This window comes from Curtobacterium sp. SP.BCo, assembly GCF_051903265.1.
In the GTDB taxonomy this organism is placed as follows: Bacteria; Actinomycetota; Actinomycetes; order Actinomycetales; family Microbacteriaceae; genus Curtobacterium.
The window spans coordinates 2,725,721-2,748,211 of sequence record NZ_CP194337.1 but is presented as its reverse complement, the minus strand read 5'-3'; the positions used below and the strand labels follow the sequence as shown (position 1 = coordinate 2,748,211).

General features: G+C 71.5%; 16 protein-coding genes and 1 other RNA gene. 10 read left to right on the top strand and 7 right to left on the bottom strand.

Going from position 1 to position 22,491, the window contains the following annotated elements; all coding sequences use genetic code 11:
* Nucleotides 1–92: 92 nt before the first annotated feature.
* On the bottom strand, nt 93–2,120 hold the full coding sequence (locus ACRQ4B_RS13030) for a glycogen debranching protein (RefSeq protein WP_439691842.1): 2,028 nt from the start codon (nt 2,118–2,120) through the stop codon (nt 93–95).
* Between the two features lie 58 nt (nt 2,121–2,178).
* Between ACRQ4B_RS13030 and ACRQ4B_RS13025 the strand changes: the two genes are divergently transcribed.
* Nucleotides 2,179–3,342 (top strand): cysteine desulfurase family protein, encoded by a 1,164-nt coding sequence (locus ACRQ4B_RS13025; protein ID WP_439694397.1) that lies wholly within the window; start codon nt 2,179–2,181, stop codon nt 3,340–3,342.
* Nucleotides 3,343–3,358: 16 nt separating this feature from the next.
* On the opposite strand, the gene ACRQ4B_RS13020 is transcribed toward ACRQ4B_RS13025, so the two are convergent.
* Nucleotides 3,359–3,721 (bottom strand): hypothetical protein, encoded by a 363-nt coding sequence (locus ACRQ4B_RS13020; protein WP_439691841.1) that lies wholly within the window; start codon nt 3,719–3,721, stop codon nt 3,359–3,361.
* A gap of 182 nt (nt 3,722–3,903) precedes the next feature.
* Here ACRQ4B_RS13020 and ACRQ4B_RS13015 point away from each other — a divergent pair, with 182 nt between their 5' ends.
* From ACRQ4B_RS13015 to ACRQ4B_RS12980, 8 genes are all read left to right on the top strand, one after another.
* Entirely contained in the window at nt 3,904–5,484 is a 1,581-nt protein-coding gene (locus tag ACRQ4B_RS13015; RefSeq protein WP_439691840.1) for a glycoside hydrolase family 16 protein, read from the top strand.
* Between the two features lie 108 nt (nt 5,485–5,592).
* Nucleotides 5,593–6,702, top strand: a complete 1,110-nt coding sequence (gene prfB / locus ACRQ4B_RS13010; RefSeq protein WP_439691839.1) for a peptide chain release factor 2 — start codon at nt 5,593–5,595, stop codon at nt 6,700–6,702.
* A gap of 61 nt (nt 6,703–6,763) precedes the next feature.
* Nucleotides 6,764–7,522: a cell division ATP-binding protein FtsE gene (ftsE, locus tag ACRQ4B_RS13005; RefSeq protein WP_439691838.1), complete on the top strand. Its 759-nt coding sequence runs from the start codon at nt 6,764–6,766 to the stop codon at nt 7,520–7,522.
* The gene (gene ftsX, locus ACRQ4B_RS13000) at nt 7,519–8,433 is read left to right on the top strand and encodes a permease-like cell division protein FtsX (RefSeq protein WP_439691837.1); all 915 of its coding nucleotides are present in this window, start codon (nt 7,519–7,521) and stop codon (nt 8,431–8,433) included. Before ftsE ends, ftsX begins: the two co-directional genes overlap by 4 nt.
* A gap of 104 nt (nt 8,434–8,537) precedes the next feature.
* Complete coding sequence (smpB, locus tag ACRQ4B_RS12995; RefSeq protein ID WP_439691836.1) at nt 8,538–9,014, top strand: SsrA-binding protein SmpB; 477 nt, start codon at nt 8,538–8,540, stop codon at nt 9,012–9,014.
* 101 nt (nt 9,015–9,115) lie between these two features.
* Nucleotides 9,116–9,493: a transfer-messenger RNA gene (gene ssrA / locus ACRQ4B_RS12990) on the top strand.
* A 160-nt stretch (nt 9,494–9,653) separates the two neighbouring features.
* Nucleotides 9,654–10,466 carry a hypothetical protein gene (locus tag ACRQ4B_RS12985; RefSeq protein WP_439691835.1) on the top strand — a complete coding sequence of 271 codons (813 nt, stop codon included), beginning with the start codon at nt 9,654–9,656 and terminating at the stop codon, nt 10,464–10,466.
* A gap of 127 nt (nt 10,467–10,593) precedes the next feature.
* Nucleotides 10,594–12,258 carry an APC family permease gene (locus ACRQ4B_RS12980; protein ID WP_439691834.1) on the top strand — a complete coding sequence of 555 codons (1,665 nt, stop codon included), beginning with the start codon at nt 10,594–10,596 and terminating at the stop codon, nt 12,256–12,258.
* A gap of 3 nt (nt 12,259–12,261) precedes the next feature.
* Here the strand turns inward: ACRQ4B_RS12980 and ACRQ4B_RS12975 are convergent, their stop codons facing one another.
* Both ACRQ4B_RS12975 and ACRQ4B_RS12970 read right to left on the bottom strand, forming a co-directional pair.
* Nucleotides 12,262–13,569: an LLM class flavin-dependent oxidoreductase gene (locus ACRQ4B_RS12975; RefSeq protein WP_439691833.1), complete on the bottom strand. Its 1,308-nt coding sequence runs from the start codon at nt 13,567–13,569 to the stop codon at nt 12,262–12,264.
* Between the two features lie 3 nt (nt 13,570–13,572).
* Complete coding sequence (locus ACRQ4B_RS12970; protein WP_439691832.1) at nt 13,573–14,958, bottom strand: O-acetylhomoserine aminocarboxypropyltransferase/cysteine synthase family protein; 1,386 nt, start codon at nt 14,956–14,958, stop codon at nt 13,573–13,575.
* Nucleotides 14,959–15,045: 87 nt separating this feature from the next.
* On the opposite strand from ACRQ4B_RS12970, the gene ACRQ4B_RS12965 reads away from it, so the two are divergent.
* A complete protein-coding gene (locus ACRQ4B_RS12965) occupies nt 15,046–16,260 on the top strand; it encodes an amidohydrolase family protein (RefSeq protein ID WP_439691831.1) in 1,215 nt (404 codons plus the stop codon).
* A gap of 157 nt (nt 16,261–16,417) precedes the next feature.
* Here the strand turns inward: ACRQ4B_RS12965 and ACRQ4B_RS12960 are convergent, their stop codons facing one another.
* From ACRQ4B_RS12960 to ACRQ4B_RS12950, 3 genes are all read right to left on the bottom strand, one after another.
* Nucleotides 16,418–17,131, bottom strand: coding sequence for a M50 family metallopeptidase (locus ACRQ4B_RS12960; protein WP_439691830.1), 714 nt, complete (start codon nt 17,129–17,131; stop codon nt 16,418–16,420).
* Between the two features lie 162 nt (nt 17,132–17,293).
* Nucleotides 17,294–19,108 carry a glutamine--fructose-6-phosphate transaminase (isomerizing) gene (gene glmS / locus ACRQ4B_RS12955; RefSeq protein WP_439691829.1) on the bottom strand — a complete coding sequence of 605 codons (1,815 nt, stop codon included), beginning with the start codon at nt 19,106–19,108 and terminating at the stop codon, nt 17,294–17,296.
* Between the two features lie 412 nt (nt 19,109–19,520).
* Nucleotides 19,521–22,217 carry a LuxR C-terminal-related transcriptional regulator gene (locus tag ACRQ4B_RS12950; protein WP_439691828.1) on the bottom strand — a complete coding sequence of 899 codons (2,697 nt, stop codon included), beginning with the start codon at nt 22,215–22,217 and terminating at the stop codon, nt 19,521–19,523.
* Nucleotides 22,218–22,491 lie beyond the last annotated feature (274 nt).

The window sequence follows — 22,491 nt, the reverse complement described above, 5'->3', positions numbered from 1 at the left end:
TCTGTGGAGGGCCGGGCGCGCCGTGGACCTGTGGAGGACCGTCCCGGAGGCACGTGGCGGGGCCGCACCGTGCCTCCTGTCAGGACCCGCCGTCAGGCGATCTCGAAGACGTGGATGCCCGGACCGTAGGCCGTGAAGACCTGGCCGGCGGGCCGGAGCCGCTCGTGGTCGCGGTGCTTCTCGCTCGACCACGCGAGCCGGTACCCGACGACGTCGTCGCGGACGGGCAGGGTGATGTCCCGCGTCCGTCCGCTGCCGTGCACGACGACGAGGACCCGGTCGTACGGTTCGTGCTCGGGCGTGGACTCCGCGAAGTACTGCAGCGCGCGGTGGATCGGCTGGTCCCAGCCCTCGATCGTCATGGGCTGACCGTCCGGGCCGTACCAGGACATCCGCGTGGCCCCGGGGGTCTCCTGGCCCTCGACCCCGAAGCGCGTCGGTCGGAGCGCGGGGTGGGCCGCCCGGAGCCGCGTCAGCGAGGCGACGGCTGCGGTCATCGCCTCGGCGTCCTCGTCGTCGGACCAGTCGACCGGGGTGAGGTCCTCGGAGACGACGTACGCGTTGTTGTTGCCGTGCTGCGTGCGGCTGCGCTCGTCGCCGGCGGTGAGCATCGGCACGCCGGCGGAGAGCAGCAACGTCGCCATCAGGTTCCGCATCGAGCGGCCGCGGGCGGCGCGGACGCCCCGGTCGGCGGTGTCGCCCTCGATGCCGTGGTTGAACGACCGGTTGTCGTTCGAGCCGTCGCGGTTGTCCTCGCCGTTCGCCTCGTTGTGCTTGGCGTCGTGGGACACCAGGTCGAGCAGCGTGAAGCCGTCGTGCGCGGTGACGAAGTTGATCCCGGCGAGCGGCCCGCGTGCGGTGTCGAAGAGGCTCCGTGACCCCGTCAGTGCGTCGGCGAGGCGACCGATGCCGGTGGCGGGCGCGCCCTTCCGCCGCTCCTCGGCGATGTCGGTGAGCCAGAACTGCCGCACGGTGTTCCGGAAGCCGTCGTTCCACTCGCTGACCCGCGGGCCGAACGACCCGGTCTTCCAGCCGTCCGGGCCGACGTCCCACGGCTCGGCGATGACCAGCGTGTCCTGCAGGTCGGGGTGGTTCCGGATCCGGTCGAGGAGCGGGTGCGCCGGGTCGAACCCGTGCGCGGAGTCCCGGCCGAGGGCGGCCATCAGGTCGAAGCGGAACCCGTCGACCTGCACCTCGCGCGCCCAGTACCGGAGGCTGTCCACGACGAGGTCCGCCGTCGCCTCCACCGACGTGTCCAGCGTGTTCCCGCACCCCGTCGTGTCGTAGTACGACGACCCGTCAGCCGTCCACCGGTAGCGGTTCGCGCCGTCGATGCCCCGCAGGGACGACGTCGGACCGCCCGGGCCCTCCTCTGCCGTGTGGTTGTAGACGACGTCGAGCACGACCTGGATCCCGGCCTCGTGCAGCAGCCGCACCATGCCCTTGAACTCGCGGAGCACGGCGGAGGCGCCGGCGGCACGGGCGTCGGCGGAGGCGTGTGCAGCGTGCGGGGCGAAGAACCCGAGGGTGTTGTAGCCCCAGGCGTTCTCGCGGCCGGCGTCCCGCAACCAGCGCTCGGTGTCGAAGGCGTGCACGGGCAGCAGCTCGAGCGTCGTGACGCCGATGCGGTGCAGGTGCGCGATGGTGCTCTCGTGCGCGACGCCGGCGTACGTGCCGCGCAGGTGCTCGGGGACCGCGGGGTTCGTCGCCGTCAGCGTCCGGACGTTCGCCTCGTACACGACGGTCCGGTCGAGCGGCGTCGACGGCTTCACCACACCGCCCCAGTCGAACGCGTCGTCCACCACGACGCTCGTCCACCGGTGCGGCGCGTCCACGGGGAGGATGCCGCGAGCGGACGGGTCGAGCAGCGGACGTGCGGGGTCGAACGCGTGTCGCGGGCCTGCCGGGCCGTCGACGAGCAGGTGGTAGGTGTCGCCGGGCACCACGTCGGGCACGTCGGCAGCCCAGACGTCGCCGTCCTGTCCCAGTGGGAACCGACCGCGTCCGTCCACCACCAGGGTGACCGCCGTCGCGGTCGCCGAACGCACGGAGAACCGGGGTGCACCGGTACCGGCACCGAGGAGGAACCCCGGCGTCTCGTCCACAACGGTCTCGTGCATGCCCACAAGGGTACGAGGACCCCCGGGTATCCTGGAAATGCTCGTTCAGGGGGTGCAGATGCCGGTCTACCTCGACCACGCCGCGACGACGCCGATCCTGCCGGAGGCGCTCGCCGCGTTCACGGCTGCGCTCGGCACGGTCGGCAACCCGTCGTCGATCCACAGCGCCGGTCAGCAGGCGAAGATGCTGCTCGAGGACGGCCGTGCCGCGGTGGCGCGGTCGCTCGACGCCGAACCGGTCGAGGTCGTCTTCACCTCCGGCGGCACGGAGAGCATCAACCTCGCCGTGAAGGGGTTGTTCTGGGCCCGGCAGCAGGACCGCCCGCGGCCCCGCATCGTCGTGCCGGCGGGGGAGCACCACGCGACCGTCTACACGGTCGCCTGGCTGGAGCAGCACGAGGGTGCGGTCGTCGACGTGGTCCCGTTGGACGAGCAGGGTCGCGTGGACCTCGCCGCCCTGGAGGCACGGCTCGCCGACGCCTCGGACGTCGCCCTGGTCACGTTCCTGTGGGCGAACAACGAGGTGGGCACCATCCAGCCCGTCGGACGCATCGTCGCGCTCGCGCACGCCGCGGGCGTGCCCGTGCACAGCGACGCGGTCGCCGCGTACGGCCAGGTGCCGGTGTCCTTCGCCGCGTCCGGGCTCGACGCGCTCAGCGTCTCCGCGCACAAGATCGGCGGCCCGGTGGGCATCGGCGCGCTCGTGCTCGGGCGCACGGCGACGGTCGAGCCGCTCATCCACGGCGGCGGGCAGCAGCGGCAGGTCCGGAGCGGGACGCAGGACGCCCCGGCCGCGGCGGCGTTCGGGGTCGCCGCGTCGGCGCCGCACGCGGACGTGCGGGTCCTGCGCGACCGGCTCGTCGCGGGGGTCCGGGCATCGGTGCCGTCCGCGGTGCTGATGGGGGACCCGGTCGACCGGCTCCCGGGCAACGCCCACTTCACGTTCCCCGGGTGCGAGGGCGACTCGCTGCTGTTCCTCCTCGACGCCGCGGGGGTCGCGGTGTCGACGGGCTCGGCGTGCCAGGCCGGCGTGCCCGAGGCGTCGCACGTGCTGCTCGCGATGGGACTCTCCGAGCAGGACGCACGCGGAGCGCTCCGGATCACCCTCGGCCACACCACGGCCGAGGCCGACGTCGACGCGTTCCTCGCGGCCCTGCCGGACGCCGTGGCACGTGCGGGGGCCGCGGGCATGGCGTCCCGGGAACCGCTGCTCGGCCGGTAGCGCGGCCCTCGGCGGACTACGGGCGCTCGTCGACCAGGGCGACGAACCGGCTGCCGATGCCCTCGACCTCGCGGCGGACGAACCCGGCCGTGGGGTCCGGTGCCTGGTAGGGCGCGTGGTAGTCGCACATCAGGTGGTCCCAGTCCGGCCACCACTTCTTGGGTCGTGCGTCCTCCGCGTAGCCGCAGACCACACACGCCAGGGTGACCCAGACCTTCCTGGTGCCGGTGCGGTTGGTCCGCGACTGCACGAGCCACGCGGGCGGGTCCTGCTCGATGGCCGTCAGCTCTGCGTCGCTGAGGCGTGCGGGGATCCCGTGGTGGGTCGCCATCTCGAGGGGGATGTCGAGCCGGATGGCGGCGTCGCGGCGGGAGAGCATCCGACCAGGGTAGGTCCTCGCGGTGCGCCCCTGCTGCGTCCCGCTGCGCCGGACGGGCCCGTCGGCTCGCTGTCCCCAGTCCGGGGTGCACCTGCTCCGACCGCTGTCGAACCGGTCACGGCGCCCGATAGTCGCCAACGTCCCGGTCGGACAGGGACGGACCATGTGCAGAGGAGCAGGCGATGGACGTGCAGGCGGACCACGACGCGGTGCGGGCGCGAGGAGACCTGGGGGCGGTCCTCGTCCGCGGGCACGCACGTCGACGCTCGGTCGTCGTCATCGGCATCGTGTCCGCGATCATCGCTGCGGCGCTCGACCCGTCGCCGGCGCTCGCCGCGAGCACGACGACGGGCGCGTTCGACGGCGTCGTCGCCGGACCCGGGACCGTCACGGTCCGCGGGTGGGCGGTCGACCGGGCACGGTCGAGCCGCTCGACGTCCGTCCGCGTCACCGTCGGGGGCACCGCGGTCGGCACGATCCCGGCCGCCTCGACCCGCGCCGACGTGAACCGCGTCCTCCGCGTCACCGGCGCCCACGGCTACGGGGCATCCCTCGTCACCACGAAGACCGGCAGGCAGTCGGTGTGCGTCACGGCGCAGAGCCTGTCCGGCCGGAAGGACGTCGCGCTCGGGTGCCGGACGGTCGTCGTCCAGGACCCCTCACCGGCCGGCTCGCTCGACGGCGTCACGACGGCGCCGGGCAGCGTGGTGGTCCAGGGGTGGACCCTCGACCCGAACACCCCGGCCGGTGCGACCGACGTCGCCGTGACCGTCGGCCGCACCCGGGTCGCGACCGTGCGCACCGACGTCGCCCGGGGCGACGTCAACCGGGTCCGCCGCGTCACCGGGACCCACGGGTTCGCTGCGTCGGTCGCGACGACGAAGACCGGCACGCAGTCGGTGTGCGTCGTCGGGGTGAACGTCGGCCCGGGGACCGACCGGCAGCTCGGGTGCCGGACGGTGACCATCCCGGCCGCGCTGCCCGACGCCACGCCGTCCACCGCACCCTCCACGGCGCCCGCACCGCCCGTCCCGACGCCACCGGACGGCTCGGGCACGTCGGACCAGCAGGACGGCGGGGTGATGCCGGCGGCCGCGTCGGGGTGGACCCGCGTCTTCGGGGAGGACTTCACGACACCGGCGTCCGCCGGGGACTTCACGACGACCTACGGCGACCGCTTCATCGCCTACGACGGGTTCGGCGACACGAGCGGCGTCGGGATGTACCGCCAGTCCGCGATCTCGGTGGCCGACGGGACACTCGACATGCACATGCACACCGACGCCACCGGCCGACCCACCGGTGCCGCGGTCATCCCGCTCGTCGGCGGACGGTGGGGCGGGCAGACCAGCGGCCGGTACGACATCCGCCTCCGAGCGGACCCGGTCGCGGGGTACGGCCTCGCCGGACTGCTGTGGTCGGACACCAACACCTGGGAGGACGGGGAGGTGGACTTCCCCGAGGGGGCCCTCGACGGCACCGTCACGCTCTCGAACCACTGCCCGGGCGATCCGTCGGTGAACTGCCTGCACCGGGAGCTCGCGACGACGTTCTCCGACTGGCACACCTACACGATCGAGTGGTCGCCGACGAAGCTGGAGTACCTCGTCGACGGCGTGAGCGTGGCCTCGACGACGCAGGCCATCCCCACGAAGCCGCTGCACCTCGTCCTGCAGGCCGCGACGGCGTCCTCGCAGAAGCCGTCGAAGAACGCTGCCGGCGACGTGCAGGTCGCGTGGATGAGCATCTCCCGCGCCGGATGACGGCCACGGGGCGGGCACCGGCCACGCCGCCGACCGGACCGGCCTGACGGAACCGCGCCGTGCCTCCCGGTCGGCCGGAGGGGACGCACGCCGGTAGGATCGGTGACCATGGTCGAACTGGACTTCACCGAGCAGATCTCCGCCCTCCGCGAGACCTTCGGCAACATCCGCTCGGTGGTCGACGTCGACCGCCTGCAGCGCGAGATCGCCGACCTCAGCGAGCAGGCCGGGGCCCAGAACCTCTGGGACGACGTCGAGCACGCGCAGCAGGTGACGAGCGCGCTCTCGCACCGGCAGTCGGAACTGAAGAAGGTCACCGACACCGAGCGGCGCATCGACGACCTCGAGGTCCTCGTCGAGATGGCGAACGAGGCCGACGACCAGGAGTCCGCCGACGAGGCAGCCGCCGAGCTCAAGGCGATCCAGAAGACCATGGGCGACCTCGAGGTGCAGACGCTCCTCGACGGCGAGTACGACGACCGTCCCGCGGTGATCACGATCCGCGCCGGTGCCGGTGGCGTCGACGCCGCGGACTTCGCCGAGATGCTCCTGCGCATGTACCTGCGCTACGCGGAGCAGCACGGCTACAAGACGACCGTGATGGACACGTCCTACGCCGAGGAGGCCGGCATCAAGTCGGCCACGTTCGAGGTGGACGCGCCGCACGCGTTCGGCACCCTGTCGGTCGAGGCCGGCACGCACCGCCTCGTCCGGATGTCGCCGTTCGGCGCCGCCGGCAAGCGGCAGACGTCGTTCGCCGCGGTCGAGGTCATCCCGCTCATGCCGGAGACCGCCGTCATCGACATCCCCGAGAACGACATCCGCGTCGACGTGTTCCGCTCGTCGGGCCCCGGCGGCCAGTCGGTCAACACGACGGACTCCGCGGTCCGCCTGACCCACATCCCGACCGGCACCGTCGTCTCGATGCAGAACGAGAAGTCGCAGATCCAGAACCGTGCTGCCGCGATGCGCGTGCTGCAGTCGCGCCTCCTGCTCCTGAAGAAGGAAGAGGAGAACGCGAAGAAGAAGGAACTCGCCGGCAACATCACGGCGAGCTGGGGCGACCAGATCCGTTCGTACGTGCTGGCGCCGTACCAGATGGTGAAGGACCTCCGGAGCGAGCACGAGGTGAACAACCCCTCAGCCGTGTTCGACGGTGACCTCGACGGGTTCATCAACGCCGGCATCCGCTGGCGCAAGCAGTCCGTCGACGCGTAGGGGGACCTGAGCCGCGCGCCTCGGCCGTTTTCCGAGCGGGGCGACCTACCCTGATCCGGTCATGATCAAATTCGACCAGGTCACCAAGGTGTACTCGGGCAACCCGAGTCCCGCGCTCGACGCCATCTCCCTCGAGATCCTCAAGGGGGAGTTCGTCTTCCTCGTGGGTGCGTCCGGGTCCGGCAAGTCCAGCTTCCTCCGCCTCGTGCTGAAGGAGGAGAAGCCGTCGCGCGGGCAGATCCACGTGCTCGGGCAGCGGCTCGGCGCCCTGTCCTCGCGCAAGGTCCCGTACTTCCGCCGCAACCTCGGCGTGGTCTTCCAGGACTTCCGCCTCCTCCCGAACAAGAACGTCTTCGACAACGTCGCGTTCTCGCTGCAGGTGATCGGCAAGAGCAAGGGCTTCATCAGCGAAGCCGTCACCGACGTCCTCAAGCTGGTCGGCCTCGCCGGCAAGGCGACCCGCATGCCGCACGAGCTCTCCGGTGGTGAGCAGCAGCGCGTGGCGATCGCCCGTGCCGTCGTGAACAAGCCGGCGATCCTCCTCGCCGACGAGCCCACCGGAAACCTCGACCCGACGACCTCGGCGGGCATCATGGCGCTCCTCGAACGCATCAACCAGGGAGGCACCACCGTGCTCATGGCGACCCATGACGCCAGCATCGTGAACCAGATGCAGCGCCGCGTCATCGAGCTCTCGAACGGGACGATCCTGCGCGACGAGCAGTCCGGTGGCTACCAGACCCAGGCGGTCCCGATCCAGCGCGGCGCCGGCGTCTCGAACACCACCGGCATCCAGACCATCCCGGGGATCATCCGATGAGGCTCGGGCTCGTCATGTCCGAGGTCGGCTCGGGCCTGCGGCGCAACGCGTCGATGGTCGTCTCGGTCGTCCTCGTGACGTTCATCTCGCTCACCTTCGTGGGCACCGCGATCCTGTTGCAGATGCAGATCAACCAGATGAAGGGCTACTGGTACGACCGGGCCCAGGTCGCGGTCTACCTCTGCACGGACACCGACACCACGGGCAACTGCACCGGCGCGAAGGCGACCGACGACCAGCGCCAGCAGGTCAAGGCCCAGCTCGAGTCGTCCACCCTCAAGCCGTACATCGAGAAGACGTACTACGAGGACCAGGACCAGGCGTACGACCGGTTCAAGCAGCAGTTCAAGGACTCGCCCGCGACCGAGTTCGTGAAGCCCGAGTACCTCAACGAGACCTTCTGGGTGAACCTGAAGAACCCGTCGCAGGCGGACGTCCTCGTCGAGAGTCTGTCGAAGGTCGCCGGCGTGCAGAGCGTCGTCGACCAGCGCGGGTACCTGCAACCGATCTTCAACCTGCTCAATGCGTCGTCGTACACGGCGATCGGGATCGCGGCACTCATGCTCGTCGCCGCCGTGCTCCTCATCGCGACGACGATCCGACTGTCCGCCTTCAGTCGGAGGCGGGAGCTCGGCATCATGCGCCTGGTGGGTGCGTCGAACCGCTTCATCCAGACACCGTTCGTGCTCGAGGGGGTGATCGCCGCGGCCATCGGGGCGGTCCTCGCGGGTGGCGCGATCGTGGCCGTCGTGTGGTTCTTCGTCCGGAACTACCTGTCCCAGCGCTTCTCCGGTACGGCGTTCATCGGCATGGGCGACGCGGCCATCGTGGTGCCGGCGGTGATCGTCATCGGTGTGCTCCTCGCGGCGCTGTCGGCGTTCGTGGCGATCCGCCGCTACCTCAAGGTCTGACCCCGCGGTCGACGTGCGGCGCGCCGGGAAGGTGCGCCGCACGTCGTGCGTTCGGTAGTCTGTAGGGCTGCGCATCCGCAGCGACCACCCGGAAGGAGACACGCATGGCGAAGGAACGCGGCGAGAAGATCGTGGCGACGAACCGTCGTGCGCGTCACGACTACCTCATCGAGGACACGTACGAGGCCGGCATGGTCCTGTCCGGCACCGAGGTGAAGTCCCTCCGGGAAGGCCGAGCCTCGTTGGTCGACGGGTACGCCTTCATCGACGGGGGAGAAGCCTGGCTCGACGCCGTGCACATCCCCGAGTACACCGAGGGCACCTGGAACAACCACGCGCCGCGTCGGAAGCGGAAGCTGCTCCTCCACAAGCAGCAGATCGTGAAGATCTCCCACAAGACCGCGCAGGGCGGCTACACCCTCGTGCCGTTGCAGATCTACTTCCACGACGGCCGCGCCAAGGTGGAGATCGCGGTCGCGAAGGGCAAGCGCGAGTTCGACAAGCGTCAGGCCCTGCGCGAGAAGACGGACAAGCGCGAGGCCGAGCGTGCCATGCGGTCGCGCAACCGCCTCGGCGAGTGACCCTGGCGTCACACCTCCGAGTCGACTAGACTGAGGGACTGCTCCGCGAGGAGCCTTGGCAATTCAACAGCGTGACAGCGGCTCGCACGTCCGGCCCGCATGGGGATGATCGGTTTCGACATTGCCTGTGTGCCGACGGGAAGCGGGCCGAGGACCCACGGTCATCTCGTCAACGATCCGTGGAAAACAACAAGTGCCAATTCCAAGCGCACTGACTTCGCTCTCGCTGCGTAAGCAGCCCAGCACATGAAGTCCGTCGGCCAGGTGATCGTCTTCTAACCTGAGTTCCGGCGTCATCCAGAGGACTTGCTGCACGGTTGCGCCTCAGGGCCGTGCGGGACTTGCACTGAGACTGGGCCCGTCGTCCTAGAAGCCGGTAGCAAAGGACGGGGCCGAGCAGAACGAATCATCCGGATACGCCCGTAGAAGACGTCGAATTGCAGCGATGGACGGGGGTTCGATTCCCCCCATCTCCACCATTCGCCGGACGTCGAGCCGCTGTCACGCTGTACGACCCGAACGCCCCGACACCGTCCCTGGACGATGCCGGGGCGTTCTCCGTCGAGCCACCCACGAGGACTACGATCCGGGTCAGGCGCGGGAACACGCCCGCACCGGTCCCGAACGAGAGGTCCACGCGTGGTGCAGGAGATCGCGATCCGAGTCCGTCTGCGAGAGCAGGAACGAGTGGTGCTCGCCGACTACGAGCGAGCGGTGGCCTCGGTCGCGACCGTCGCCGCGTTGGCGACCTGGCTCCCCACACCGGACGCCCGGTTGGTCATCCGTGGTCGCGGTGCCGAACCGGTCCGCCTCGAGACGGTGACGTACGGGTCGGTGATCGAGATGCTCGTGGTGCTCGACCAGCGGTCGGCGGCGGTCGAACGGGGTGCGGCGGCGATCGCGGCGCTCGTCGAGTCGGTGCGACACGAACACGTCGAGGGCGACGTCGCCGGGGTGGCCGGGGAGCTCGACCGCCTCGACCGTTCGGCGCCGCGTGGGCGCTCGGTCGTCGAGCGCTCGCTGCGCGCGTTCCTCGAGGGCGCCCGTGCGGACGTGCTCGCGCGCCGGACCACGACCCGGGTCCGTGCCGCGCAGGCGCTGCTGCGGCTCGCCGAGGACGGGGCGTCACTCGTCGTCGAGCGGGTGGACGACGCCCTCGCCCCGGTGGTGGAGGAGCACGCGGTCGACGTGCTGGAGGACACCGGCAGCGCGGTGGTCGTCGAGCCGGTCGACGGCGTCGAGTCGCCGGAGCCGGAGCCTGAGCCGGAGTCGGAGCCGGAGCCGGCGCCGGCGCCGGCGGCGGCGAAGCCGAAGAAACAGGCCGACAAGAAGTCCAGCAAGAAGAAGAAGGACGACGGCAAGCAGAAGGCGAAGGACGACAAGAAGAAGAAGGACGGCGCCAAGAAGCAGTCCAAGAAGGACGACGGCAAGAAGAAGTCCAAGAAGAAGTAGCCTGAGTGCTTGTACAGCACATTTGTTTCCATTGTGTTAAACAATCCGGCGAAACTGCTGTCACGGTGCCAGAGTCGATGAGCGCGACCCCCGATCGCGGGGCCGCGTTCTCTCGACAGGAGCAACAGTGGCTACAACGACACAGGCGCTGCCGGACTCCGGCCTCAAGCGCAACGTCGGCTTCATCGGGCTCATCTGGGCCTCGACGGGGTCGATCATCGGCTCCGGCTGGCTCTTCGGCTCGCAGGAGGCGCTGAAGACCGCCGGTCCGGCCGCGATCATCTCGTGGCTCATCGGTGGCGTGGCGATCCTCGTCCTCGCACTCGTGCACGCCGAACTCGGCGGCATGTTCCCGATCGCGGGCGGAACAGCGCGGTTCCCCCACATCGCGTTCGGCGGCGTCGCCGGTGCGTCCTTCGGCTGGTTCTCGTGGCTGCAGTCCGTGACGGTCGCCCCGATCGAGGTCGAGGCGATGATCAAGTACGCGCAGCACTGGCAGTTCGCGCACCCGTGGCTGCACACGACGACGGTCGACGGTGAGACGCAGCAGCTGCTGACCGGTGCCGGGATCGCGGTGGCCGTGGTGCTGATGGCGGTCGTGACCGTGATCAACATGCTGAGCGTCAAGATCCTCGCGAACACGAACTCCGCCGCCACCTGGTGGAAGGTCGCCATCCCCCTGCTGGTCATCATCGTGCTGGCGTTCAGCGGCTTCCACGGCTCGAACTTCACGGCGGCGAACGGCTTCATGCCCGAAGGGGCGAAGGGCATCCTCGCCGCGGTGTCCACCTCGGGCATCATCTTCGCGTTCCTCGGGTTCGAGCAGGCGGACCAGCTCGCCGGTGAGGCGAAGAACCCGAAGCGCGACATCCCGCGCGCCGTCATCGGTTCGGTGCTCATCGGGCTCGTGATCTACCTGCTGCTCCAGGTCGTGTTCCTCGGCGTCCTGCGCTCCGACGCGATCCAGGGATCGTGGGCGACCGCGGACTTCACGAAGTACACCGGTCCGTTCGCGGACATCGCGATGGCGGCCGGGATCACCTGGCTGGCCGTGATCATCTTCATCGACGCGATCATCTCGCCGGCCGGTACCGGTCTGATCTACGTGACCGCGACGTCGCGCATCTCGTACGGTCTGAGCCGGAACGGCTACTTCCCGAAGGCGTTCGAGTGGACGACCAAGCAGGGCGTGCCGTGGGTCGGGCTCATCGTGGCGTTCGTCGTCGGGTGTGCGTGCTTCGCGCCGTTCCCGTCGTGGCAGGGGCTCGTCAGCCTCATCACGAGCGCCTCGGTGCTGATGTACGCGGGGGCGCCGCTGGCCCTCGGGGCGTTCCGGAAGCGCATCCCCGAGATCGAGCGTCCGTACCGGATGCCCGCCGCGACCGTGCTGTCACCGATCGCGTTCATCGTCGCGAACCTCATCATCCTCTGGACCGGGTGGGACACCGACTGGAAGCTCGGCGTCGCGATCCTCATCGGCGCCGCGGTGATCATCCTCAACAACGTCTTCCGCGGCGCGTCCAGCGTCCGTCCCCGGTGGGACTGGAAGGCGGCGCAGTGGCTGCTGCCCTACCTGATCGGCATGGGGCTCATCGTGTTCCTCAGCGACTTCGGACCGCTGACGCACCCGGTGTTCCCGCTGTGGGTCGACATCGTCGTGGTGGCGGTCTTCTCGCTGATCATCTACTACTGGGCGATCAACTCCGCCTCCGACCGTGAGGAGATCCTCCGCACCGCCGAGGACGTCCGCGAGGTCGAGGAGACGACGGTGGTGGAGCCGGTCCACCACTGACCGTCAGAAGTCGAACAGGTTCGCCCGGATCCCTCCGGCGCCGTACTCCCGTCGCAGGAGCCCACGGCGCCGGAGGACCGGCACCAGGTCGCCGAACATCCGGTACACCTGCGCCGGGTGCAGGTCGCCGGAGAAGATGACCCCGTCGTTGTCGGCGTCCGAGCCGAGCTCCTCGATGAAGTCGGCGAACTCGTCGGCCGTGCCGACGAAGCCCTCGCGTGCCGACACCCGTCCCGCGCGTGCCTTCCGGGTGAGGAGCGTGCGCAGCGGCGCGTCGGGGGTGTCCCCGACGAGTCCGCGGATCGTGCCGGCGGACACGTGGTCGCCGAACGTGCCGGCGGGGATCGGTGCGTCGAGGTCGAGGGACAGCAGGTCGGTCTCGGAGTCGCTCGACCACGCGATCGCCGCCGTGCGGAGGTCGTCGTCGGACGGGTGCCGGGACGCCTCGACGACCCGGTCGGCCTCCTCGGGGGACGACACGATCACGGGCTTCAGCACGAACAGGACGCGCAGGTCGGCGGCGCTCCGCCCCGCGGCTGCTGCGGCGTCGACGATCCGGGCGCGGTAGTCGCGCACGGCCGATGCGGACAGCGGCGCGAGTGCCAGTTGCAAGTCCGAGTGCGTCCCCGCGAAGGCGAGCCCGCGCCCGGACCCGCCGGGGGAGACCACCACCGGGTCGCTGTCGAGCGGCAGGGCGTTGAGCGGGCCGTCGGCGGTGAAGTAGGTGCCCTCGTGGTGGAAGGCGTCCAGTGCGTCGCCGTCCGCGAAGTGCCAGGTCGACGGATCACCGACGTACCCGGCGTCACCCCACGAGTGCCAGAGGCGTCGGAGCAGCCCGATCCACTCCTCGGCGCGGTCGTACGCCTGGTCGTGCGGCAGCGGCGAGCGTCCGGCGTGCCGAGCGCTCCCGGTGTCCGTCACCACGTTGATGCCCAGGCGCGAGCCGGACAGGTGCGCCAGCGTCGCGAACTGTCGCGCGGCGAGGTACGGCGGCGTGAACCCGGCGTTCACGGTCGGTGCGATGCCGATGTGCGAGGTCGCGGCGAACAGGTACGGCGCGAGCAGCAGCGGGTCGTGCTTCGGTCCGCCGTACGCCTGCCGGATGCGCAGGTCGAGCGTCGACGGGTTGCCGAGCGAGATGGCGTCCTCGGCGATGACGAGGTCCATGCCCGCCTGCTCGAGCGCGCGGACGGACTGCTGGTACAGGTCCGGCTTCGTCCAGTCGTGGCCCCAGTCCCAGTCGGACCGGCCCCACGCCTGCGGGCCGAAGCCGCGCGAGAAGAAGTACCCGAAGTGCTGCAGTTCCGCCATTGCCTAGAGTTCCTCCGCGATCACGTGCGTTCCCGGGACCGAGTGTTCCAGGGACGCACGCTCCGCGTCGGAATCGAGCAGTGCCTCCCGGCCCGCGCCGCGCAGTGCGGCGAAGCCGCGCTCGAGGTCCCGGACCAGGTCCGCGACGTCCTCGATGCCCACCGACAGGCGGATCAGCCCGTCGTCGATGCCCTGGTCGGCGCGCTCTTCCGGTGTCTTGCCGGCGTGCGTCGTCGTCGCGGGGTGCAGGATCAGCGAGCGGACGTCACCGAGGTGGGTCATCCGGCTGAACAGCTGCACCGTGTCGATGAAGGTCCGTGCGGCGGCTTCGCCGCCTGCCAGCGTGAACGCGAACACGGACCCGGCACCGCGCGGCAGGTAGCGCTGGGCGAGGTCGTGGAACGGACTGGAGGCGAGACCCGCGTAGTCGACGCTCGTCACCTCCGGCTGGTCCTCCAGGAAGGACGCGATCGCCAGCGCGTTCGCGCTGTGCCGTTCGACGCGCAGCGACAGCGTTTCGATGCCCTGGCGCAGCAGGAAGGCGTTGAACGGCGAGGGCGTCGGGCCGATGCGCGACGCGATGACGTCGCGGGCGAAGACGACGAACGCGCGGTGACCGTAGCGCTCCACGTAGCTCTCGCCGCCGAGCGACCGTTCCGGGCGGGTCAGGTGGGTCCAGCGTTCCGGCGAGGCCGACCAGTCGAACGAGGCGCCGTCGACGACCACGCCGCCGAGGCCGGCGCCGTGCCCGGACAGGAACTTCGACGCCGAGTGGACGACGATGTCCGCGCCGTGCTCGAACGGTCGGACGAGGTACGGCGTCGCCAGCGTGTTGTCGACGATGAGCGGGACCCCGGCGCGGTGCGCGACGCCCGCGACCCCAGCGACGTCGAGCACGTCGTTCTTCGGGTTCGGGATCGTCTCGGCGAAGAACGCCTTCGTGTTCGGTCGGACGGCGCCGGCCCACTGGTCGAGGTCGCGCTGGTCGGCGACGAAGTCCACCTCGATGCCGAGTCGACCGAGGTTCTGCACGAGCAGGCCCTTGGTGCCCTCGTAGATGCTGCGCGCGGCGACGACGTGGTCGCCGGCCTGCAGGACCCCGAGGAACGCGATGGTGGCCGCGGCCTGACCGCTGCCGACGAGGATCGACTCCGCGCCGCGCTCGAGCAGGGCGACGCGGCGTTCGACGTCGGCGTTCGTGGGGTTCCCGAGCCGCGTGTACGTGTAGCCGTCGTCGGTGCCGGCGAAGCGGTCGCGGGCCTGGTCGAAGTCCTCGAACAGGAAGCCGGACGACATGTGGATGGCCGGGACCCTCGCGCCGTGGCCCGCGTCGGGCTGGAACCCGCCGTGCACCTGCTCGGTCGCGAAACCGTGCTCCTCGTCCGTCATCGGTCGTCCTCCTGCCGTGGTCGTGCCGGTACTCTCGCAGGCTTCCCGCGGTCCCACCGGTTTGCGGCGTCCCGTTACGGTGGGGGCATGGTGGACGACGACGTGACCCTGATCATCCGCGACGTGCGACCGTGGGGAGGGGAACGGGCCGACGTCGTCGTCGCCGGGTCCCGCATCGCCGAGGTGACCGCCCCCGGAACGGTGCCGGCGGCCGGTGCCACCGAGGTCCGTGGGCAGGGTCACCTCGCGCTCCCCGGCCTCGTGAACACCCACGCCCACGTGGACAAGAGCTGGTGGGGGCACCCGTGGGAGTCCTACGGCGGCGAGGGCGGCACCGAGGGCCGGATCGCCCACGAGCGAGCCCGTCGTGACGCGCTCGGCATCCCCGGCGAGGCCGTGGCGACGCGGGTGCTCCGCGAGTCGCTCCGCACCGGTACGACCCGGGTGCGGACCCACGTCGACGTCGACCTCGGGCTGGGGCTCCGCGGCATCGAGGCCGTCCGGGCCGCCGCGTCCGCGCTCGACGACGCGATCGAACTGTCGATCGTCGCGTTCCCGCAGGACGGCGTGCTCCGGCGGCCCGGCGTCCTCGACCTGCTGCGTCGTGCGGCGGAGACGGGTGTCGACCACATCGGTGGGCTCGACCCGTCGCTCATCGACCGCGACCCGGTCGGCCAGCTGGACGGCGTGTTCGACATCGCCGCCGACACCGGGTGCGGGATCGACGTCCACCTGCACGAACCCGCCGAGCTCGGGGCGTTCGCGTTCGACCTGGTCCTCGACCGCGTCGAGCGGCTCGGCATCGCGCCCGGCAAGGTCAACGTCGCGCACGGCTTCGCGATCGTCGACGTCGACCCGGTCCGGCGCCGCGACCTGCTCGCCCGGATGGCGGGGCTCGGCGTCACGATGACGACCGTCGCCCCGGTCCGTCTCCGGCAGTTGCCGCTGCACGAGTTCGACGAGGCCGGGGTGCGGTTCGGCTTCGGCACCGACGGCATCCGCGACCTGTGGAGCCCCTACGGCGATGGGGACGTGCTCGGCATCGCGTGGCAGTACGCCCGCGCCGGCGGGGTCGTGCGGGACGAGGACCTGTTGCGGGTGGTCGAGATCGCCTCGCGCGACGGCGCCCGGTTCGTCACGGGCGAGGTGCACGACCTCGTCGCCGGAGCACGCGCGGACGTGGTGCTCGTCGACGCCGAGAACCCGATGGACGCGCTGGTGCGCCGCGTCCCGCGGTCGCTGGTGGTGGCCGGCGGACGGGTCTTCGACCCCGCCGAGCTCGCCGAGCGCCCCTGGGAGTAGCGCGCGATCCGGACGGGAGGCGCGGGGCGGACGCGCCACGCGCCTCCAGTCCGGCTGTCAGTCGCGCTGGGCGACCGACGTCACCACCGCTGCCAGGCGTGCGCGCAGCCCCGGCGCGAGCCCCTCGGGCAACGCGTCGAGCGGGAACCACCGCGGGTCAGAACAGGGCGCGCACGCCTGCCGCCACCGTCGCCCACACCTCGAGCAGCGGGACGCGCGCGAACCACACCGCCGCGGCGTTCACCGCCACGAACAGCACGAACCACAGCCCAGCCGGCACCCGCATCTCGGCCGCGGCGATCTGGAAGTCGGTCTGCACCCGGGCCCCGGTGAGCAGCCACCGTGCGACCTGCACCACCGAGCGCAGCCCGTCGACCACGAAGAACGCCCCGACCGCCGCGACGACCAGCACCGTGGTCTCCGACGGCCGGAGCGCCACCCAGAGCGCCAACGCGTCGAAGCCGAGCACCACGAGGATCCCGAACCAGTTCCGCACGAACGCCAGCGCCACCAGCCCGATGACCCCGAGCACGACGACCGGCACCCACCGCGACCCGTGCAGCACGCCGGTGACCAGCAGGACACCGGCCCACAACGGCGCGCTGTACCCGGCGTACAGGTTGACGACCCGGACGAGCCAGCGGATCCCGCCCGGCACCCGGCCGAGCTGCACCCATGCCTCGCCGGACCCGTCCGGGTGCAGCTCGATGCGCTGGATCCGGCCGCCGAACGGGACGACGACGACCGCGTGACCGACCTCGTGCGCGATGGTCGCGGCGATGCGGGCCACCCGACCGACGAACGGCACGAACGGCAGGACGGCGCCGACGAGGAGCGCGACGAAGACGAGGGACGGGGCTGCGGTGGTCAAGGCACCAGGATCGCAGCCCCGGCCAGGAGGAAGCCGAACGACCCGCTCAGTCGAACAGCGACGGGACCAACGCCACCGAGACCACGATGATCGTCGCGATGATGGCGAGGCCCGTGAGGACGGCGAGGAACACCGTCAACCGGTTCATGTGCGTGTGCCTGGCTATTCGACCGTCACCGACTTGGCGAGGTTCCTCGGCTTGTCGACGTCGCAGCCGAGCTGCAGCGCGAGTTCGCGGGCCAGCATCTGGAGCGGGACGACCGCCTCGAGCGGTCCCCACGGCGCCGTCGCCCGGCCCCAGGCGAGGTCGCCGTGCGCGCGCGGGGTGAGCGCCGGGATGTCCGACCCCTCGCCCCCGATCGTGATGACGAAGCCGCCGCGGGCCCGGACCTCGGCGATGTTCGCCTGCAGCCGGTGCTCGCCGTGGTCCACGACGACCACCGGGGTGCCGTCGTCGACGAGCGCCAGCGGCCCGTGCTTGAGCTCACCGGCCGGGTACGCCTCGGCCCACCGGTAGCTGAGCTCCTTGAGCTTCAGTGCACCCTCGGCGGCGTACGGCAGCCCGGCGCCGCGCCCGAGGAACAGGAAACCGGTGGCCTCCTTGACGCTCGACACGAGCAGCGGGATGCGGTCGGCGGCGATCGCCGCAGCGTGGTCGATCCGTGCGGGCAGGTCGGTCAGCTCCGCGACGAGCGCGGCGGCGCGCGCCGGGTCGATCCGGCCGGAGGCGACCATCGCGGAGATCATCGCGGCGACCCCGACGACGACCTGCGCCGTGAACGTCTTCGTCGCGGCGACACCGATCTCCGGGCCGGCGTGGCAGTCGAGCACGGCGTCGGCGCGGCGGGCGAGCGAGGAGTGCACGTTGTTCGTCAGGGCGAGCACTGGGTGACGGTCCTCGAACCGGTCGAGGGCGCGGAGCACGTCGGCGGTCTCACCGGACTGGCTGATCGCGACGACCAGGGTCCCGGTCCCCAGGACGGCCTGGTCGGCCTCACTGGCGACGACGATGTCGGTGGGCAGTCCGCCGATGCCGCGCAGCGCCGTCGCGATCACCTGTCCGGCGTTCAGGGAGGTGCCGCACGCGACGATCGCGAGCCGGTGGAAGCCGGGGAGTCCGAGGCCGACCCACATGCTGCCGTCCGCTGCCCGACGGGCGACACGGTCGAGGATCGAGGTGACCACGGCGGGCTGCTCCTCGATCTCCTTCGCCATGTGGTCCGGGTGCTCGCCGAGCTCGAGCGCGGTCGCCGCGAACGGGGCCGGCGTCGGGAACGGCACCGGCACGGTGACCCCGGCGGAGGACCACGTCCACGCCTCGCCGAGCTCGACGACGTCACCGTCGCGGAGCGCCACGAAGGTCTCGCACCACTCGGCGATCGCACCGATGTCGCTCGCCACGAAGTCGCCGCGGGCGGACCGTGCGACCACCAGCGGCGAGCGCTGCGCGGCGACGACCATGCGGCCGTCCCGGGCGTCGAGCACGACGATCGCCCACGAGCCCTCGAGCTGCGCGGTCGCGATCTGCACGGCGAGCATGAGGTCCGGGTCGACGGCGAGCGCCCGCTCGACGAGGTGCGCGATGACCTCCGAATCGACGTCCGACGCGAACACGTGGCCCTGCCGTTCGAGCCTCGCCCGCAGCTCGTCGGCGTTCTCGACGATGCCGTTGTGGACGATGCTGATCCGGCCGGAGCAGTCGGCGTGCGGGTGGGCGTTCGTCTCCCGGACCACGCCGTGCGTCGCCCAGCGGGTGTGGCCGATGCCGACACCGGTGAGCGCGTCGCCGGACCGGGCGGACACCAGCGTCCGGAGGTCGCCCACGCGGGACACCGAGCGGATCGTCTCACTCCGGCCGGACGCGGTGCGGACCGCGATCCCGGCGGAGTCGTATCCGCGGTACTCGAGTCGCTCGAGGCCGTCGAGCAGGTAGGGCGTCGCGTCGTCGGTGACGCGGGCCGCGATGATGCCGCACATCTGGGGTCCCTTCGGGTGGGGAGGCAGCGGGGGAGGGGAGCGGGTCGGCACCGACCGCCGTCGGGTCTGCCGTGCGTCCGGTCCGCCGGCCCGGACCGCCGCCCGTCCTCGGATCAGGCGAGGACGGACGACGGCGTACGTGGGCCGACGGTTCGGGTACCGGACGGGGTACCACGGGCTGGTTCCCGGAGGAACACGGCGGTCGGTGCACCAGAAGCCTCACCCGGCGTCGGTGACACGGCAACGGTCGTCGGTCGCTCTTGCGGTTCCCCGCGCGCGGGGTGCGCGCGGATGCGGACGCGTGCGGTCTCCCGCAAGCGGCCCACGGGGGTCGGTGGTGACCCCGGAACGGACGGGAGGCCCGGTACCAGCTGGTACCGGGCCTCCCGTCCGACGGACGGTCGTGTCCAGATCAGGTGAGCAGCGCGACCAGGTGCGACCGCGACCGCGCTCCCACCTTCCGGTAGATCTGCGTCAGGCGCAGCTCCACCGTCCGCTGGGACATGAACAGCGACGAGGCGATCTCGCGGTTGCGGTACCCCTCCGTCACCTTCTGGACGACGGCGCGCTCCTCCGCGGTGAGCGACGTGAGCACCGCCGACGCGTCCGGCGCGCTGCGGGGCGTCCCGGGCATCGACGCGGACAGCACCGGACCGGAGCGCAGCGACGACGGAGCACCGAACGACGGCATCGCGACCGTCGCCGCCGGCGTCGCGAGCGGACGCCGGAGCCCCGCCGCCTCGTACGCCGCGGCAGCCGCCGCACCGAGCCGCGGACGCTCCGTCGGGTTCCCGACCGCGGCGAGCGCCGCGAGGGTCCGAGCCCGTTCGAACTGCGAGTCGTGCGGCTGGAACAGCTCCAGGGCACGGCGACGCGCGGTGTCGCGGGTGGTGTCGTCGGCGACGAGGGCCAGGCTCCGCGCCAGCACCAGCGCACCCCAGCGGGAGGGACGCGAGTGGTGGTCGGCTGCGAGTCGGGCCGCGATCGTGCGGGCGTCGTCGATCCGGCCGAGGCGCGTGTACGCCTCCACCAGGTCGCCGAGGTGTCGCAGGACCGCCGGGTTCCGCAGCGACCGGCCGATGGCGTCGGCGGCCTCCAGGGACGCGGCGGCCTCGTCGATCCGGCCGTCGAGCAGCAGCACCCGGCCGCGCAGGGCGTGCAGCTTGGCGGTCGCGCCCCACAGTCGGTTCGTGGAGCGCTGTGCGAGGCACCGGTCGATGACCTCGAGCGCCTCGGGGGAGCGTCCCTCGGCGAAGTGCCGCCACGCGATCGCGATCGCACGGGACGGCTCACGGAGCCGCTCGACGACCGACGAACCGGCCTCCCACACGTCGATCGCGCGGAGCGCCTGCCGGAAGTTCCCGGAGCGCACCTCGTTCTCGGCGGACAGGTAGCGTGCCGCTTCCGTCCACACCGGCAGCGCCTCCTGTCCCCGGGCGAGGACGAGGGCGAAGACGCGGCGGGCACTGCGGTACCGCTCGGCGATGCTCAGCGCGTGGGCGAGGAGCAGCAGGGCGGGTTCCGACATCGTCAGGAGCGTCGCGCTGGACAGACCGTCGTGGAGTTCCGCATCGGCCGGCAGGGTCCCGTCGACGGCGGCGATGAGCTCGCGTGCCGTCGTCGTGATCTCCAGCGTGTGCGGGGACGCCGACCGGCTGAGCGGTTCGGCGCGGGCGAGGAGGTCCCGTGCGTGGTCGAGCTCCCAGGCCTCGGCCCGGAAGCAGGCCACCATCGCGAGCAGTCCCGCCACGGCGTCGGCCTCGACCGCGTCCTCCGGGTCGGCCGGCACGAGGAGCTCGTCCGCGTGCACGGCATCGCCGCTGAGGTACTGCACCGAGTACTCCAGGCGGAGCCGACGGGTCTCGTCGGACATCGCCCGGAACGGCCGGATCGCCGCGAGGTACCGCGCCGCGAAGCCGAGCAACCGGTTCGCGAGCAGGGCCTCGGTGACCCCGAGGAGCGCTGCGTGCTCGTCCTCGGTGCCGCCGCCGACGTGCAGCGCACGTTCGGTCAGGACGATCGCCGCCTGCGCGTTGCCGTCCGCCACGTACGACCGTGCCGCACGGAGCAGCGCGACCACGTCGGGGACGTCGTCGACGAAGCTGCGGTGCCAGGCCGTCGCACGCGGGTCGGACTCGGCGCTCGCCGCGGCCAGCTCCGTGTGGGCGGCCCGACGGTCCCGGGCCGGCATCCGCCAGTACAGCGCGGAACGGACCAGGGGGTCGCGGACGGTGACGGTCTGACCCTTGACGGACGTGAGTCCGGCGTCGGCCAGGTCGTCGAGCTCGTCACGGTCCCACCCGGCGGCCTTCGCCACGGGGACGAGGGCCAGTCGTGCGAGGACGTCCAGATCGCGTCCTGCAACGGAGCCGAGCGCCAGGGCCGCGATGGCCTCGGTGGTCGGCGTCGGGCGGAGCGGCAGCACGAGCGGCTCGGAGCCGTTCAGCTGCTCGCGGCTGAGCACGGCGAGCTGTTCCTGCAGCGCGCCGGGGTTGCCGCCGGTCTCCTGGGCGAGGACCGCGAGGACGCCGTCGTTCGCCTCCTCGGGGGCCATGGCACGGGCGAGCACGAGTGCCTCGTCCGCGGGCAGCGGTTCGATCCGGAGCATCGGCAGGGCCGCGAGCGGTCCGTCCGACGGCACCGTGCGGACCGTCGCGACGACCCGGAGTGCGGTGCCGGCGAGCCGTGACGCGAGGAACGCGATGAGCTCCTGGCTCTCCACGTCCATCCGGTCGAGGTCGTCGATCAGCACGAGGGTCGGCGGCAGGGTGAGGGCGTGCACGGCATCGAGGAAGTCGTGCGCCGCGGCCAGCCCCGGCGTCTGCCGGTCACCGGGAGCACTGCCCTGCAGGAGGTGCGCGATGTGTGCCGTCGCCCGGGGGTCGTCGAGTGCGGTGAAGAGCGACGTCACGCCGGCCAGGGGCCAGTGGGACTCGCTCCCGTTCACGCCGACGCGGACGACGGGGAGGGAGACGCGGTTCGAGACCGCGTCGAGGACGCTGCTGCGTCCGGAACCAGGGTCGCCGACGACGACCATCGCTGACTCACGAGGGAGTACAGCAAGGGTCGCGATCCGGTCGACCTCGAGACGGCGACCGGTGAGTCCCATGACTCACCGGCCTCCGGGCCCGGAAGCGGATGCGGCGGAGAGAGAACGGCTGCCGACGCGGTGGTTCGCCGCGTGGATGGCCGGACGTGGGGCGGCGAGGGAACGCGCGCCGGAGCTGTCGGTAGTGGAATGCGGTTGACGAGTGAGGGTGCACTCGGTTCCGCTCGGGAACGATGAAGTCATCGTCTGTATCACCCCTCGGGTTAGGGTCTTCGGACGAAGCACGACCGGTCTGGTTCCGTTCGGAGCTAGGGACTCCGATGCGGCTCCTGAC

Excerpts from the sequence above, each read along its gene's own strand:
- ACRQ4B_RS13030 (WP_439691842.1), bottom strand. The coding sequence starts at position 2,120 with ATGCACGAGACCGTTGTGGACGAGACGCCGGGGTTCCTCCTCGGTGCC.
- ACRQ4B_RS13025 (WP_439694397.1), top strand. The coding sequence starts at position 2,179 with ATGCCGGTCTACCTCGACCACGCCGCGACGACGCCGATCCTGCCGGAG.
- ACRQ4B_RS13020 (WP_439691841.1), bottom strand. The coding sequence starts at position 3,721 with ATGCTCTCCCGCCGCGACGCCGCCATCCGGCTCGACATCCCCCTCGAG.
- ACRQ4B_RS13015 (WP_439691840.1), top strand. The coding sequence starts at position 3,904 with ATGGACGTGCAGGCGGACCACGACGCGGTGCGGGCGCGAGGAGACCTG.
- prfB (WP_439691839.1), top strand. The coding sequence starts at position 5,593 with ATGGTCGAACTGGACTTCACCGAGCAGATCTCCGCCCTCCGCGAGACC.
- ftsE (WP_439691838.1), top strand. The coding sequence starts at position 6,764 with ATGATCAAATTCGACCAGGTCACCAAGGTGTACTCGGGCAACCCGAGT.
- ftsX (WP_439691837.1), top strand. The coding sequence starts at position 7,519 with ATGAGGCTCGGGCTCGTCATGTCCGAGGTCGGCTCGGGCCTGCGGCGC.
- smpB (WP_439691836.1), top strand. The coding sequence starts at position 8,538 with ATGGCGAAGGAACGCGGCGAGAAGATCGTGGCGACGAACCGTCGTGCG.
- ACRQ4B_RS12975 (WP_439691833.1), bottom strand. The coding sequence starts at position 13,569 with ATGGCGGAACTGCAGCACTTCGGGTACTTCTTCTCGCGCGGCTTCGGC.
- ACRQ4B_RS12970 (WP_439691832.1), bottom strand. The coding sequence starts at position 14,958 with ATGACGGACGAGGAGCACGGTTTCGCGACCGAGCAGGTGCACGGCGGG.
- ACRQ4B_RS12965 (WP_439691831.1), top strand. The coding sequence starts at position 15,046 with ATGGTGGACGACGACGTGACCCTGATCATCCGCGACGTGCGACCGTGG.
- glmS (WP_439691829.1), bottom strand. The coding sequence starts at position 19,108 with ATGTGCGGCATCATCGCGGCCCGCGTCACCGACGACGCGACGCCCTAC.
- ACRQ4B_RS12950 (WP_439691828.1), bottom strand. The coding sequence starts at position 22,217 with ATGGGACTCACCGGTCGCCGTCTCGAGGTCGACCGGATCGCGACCCTT.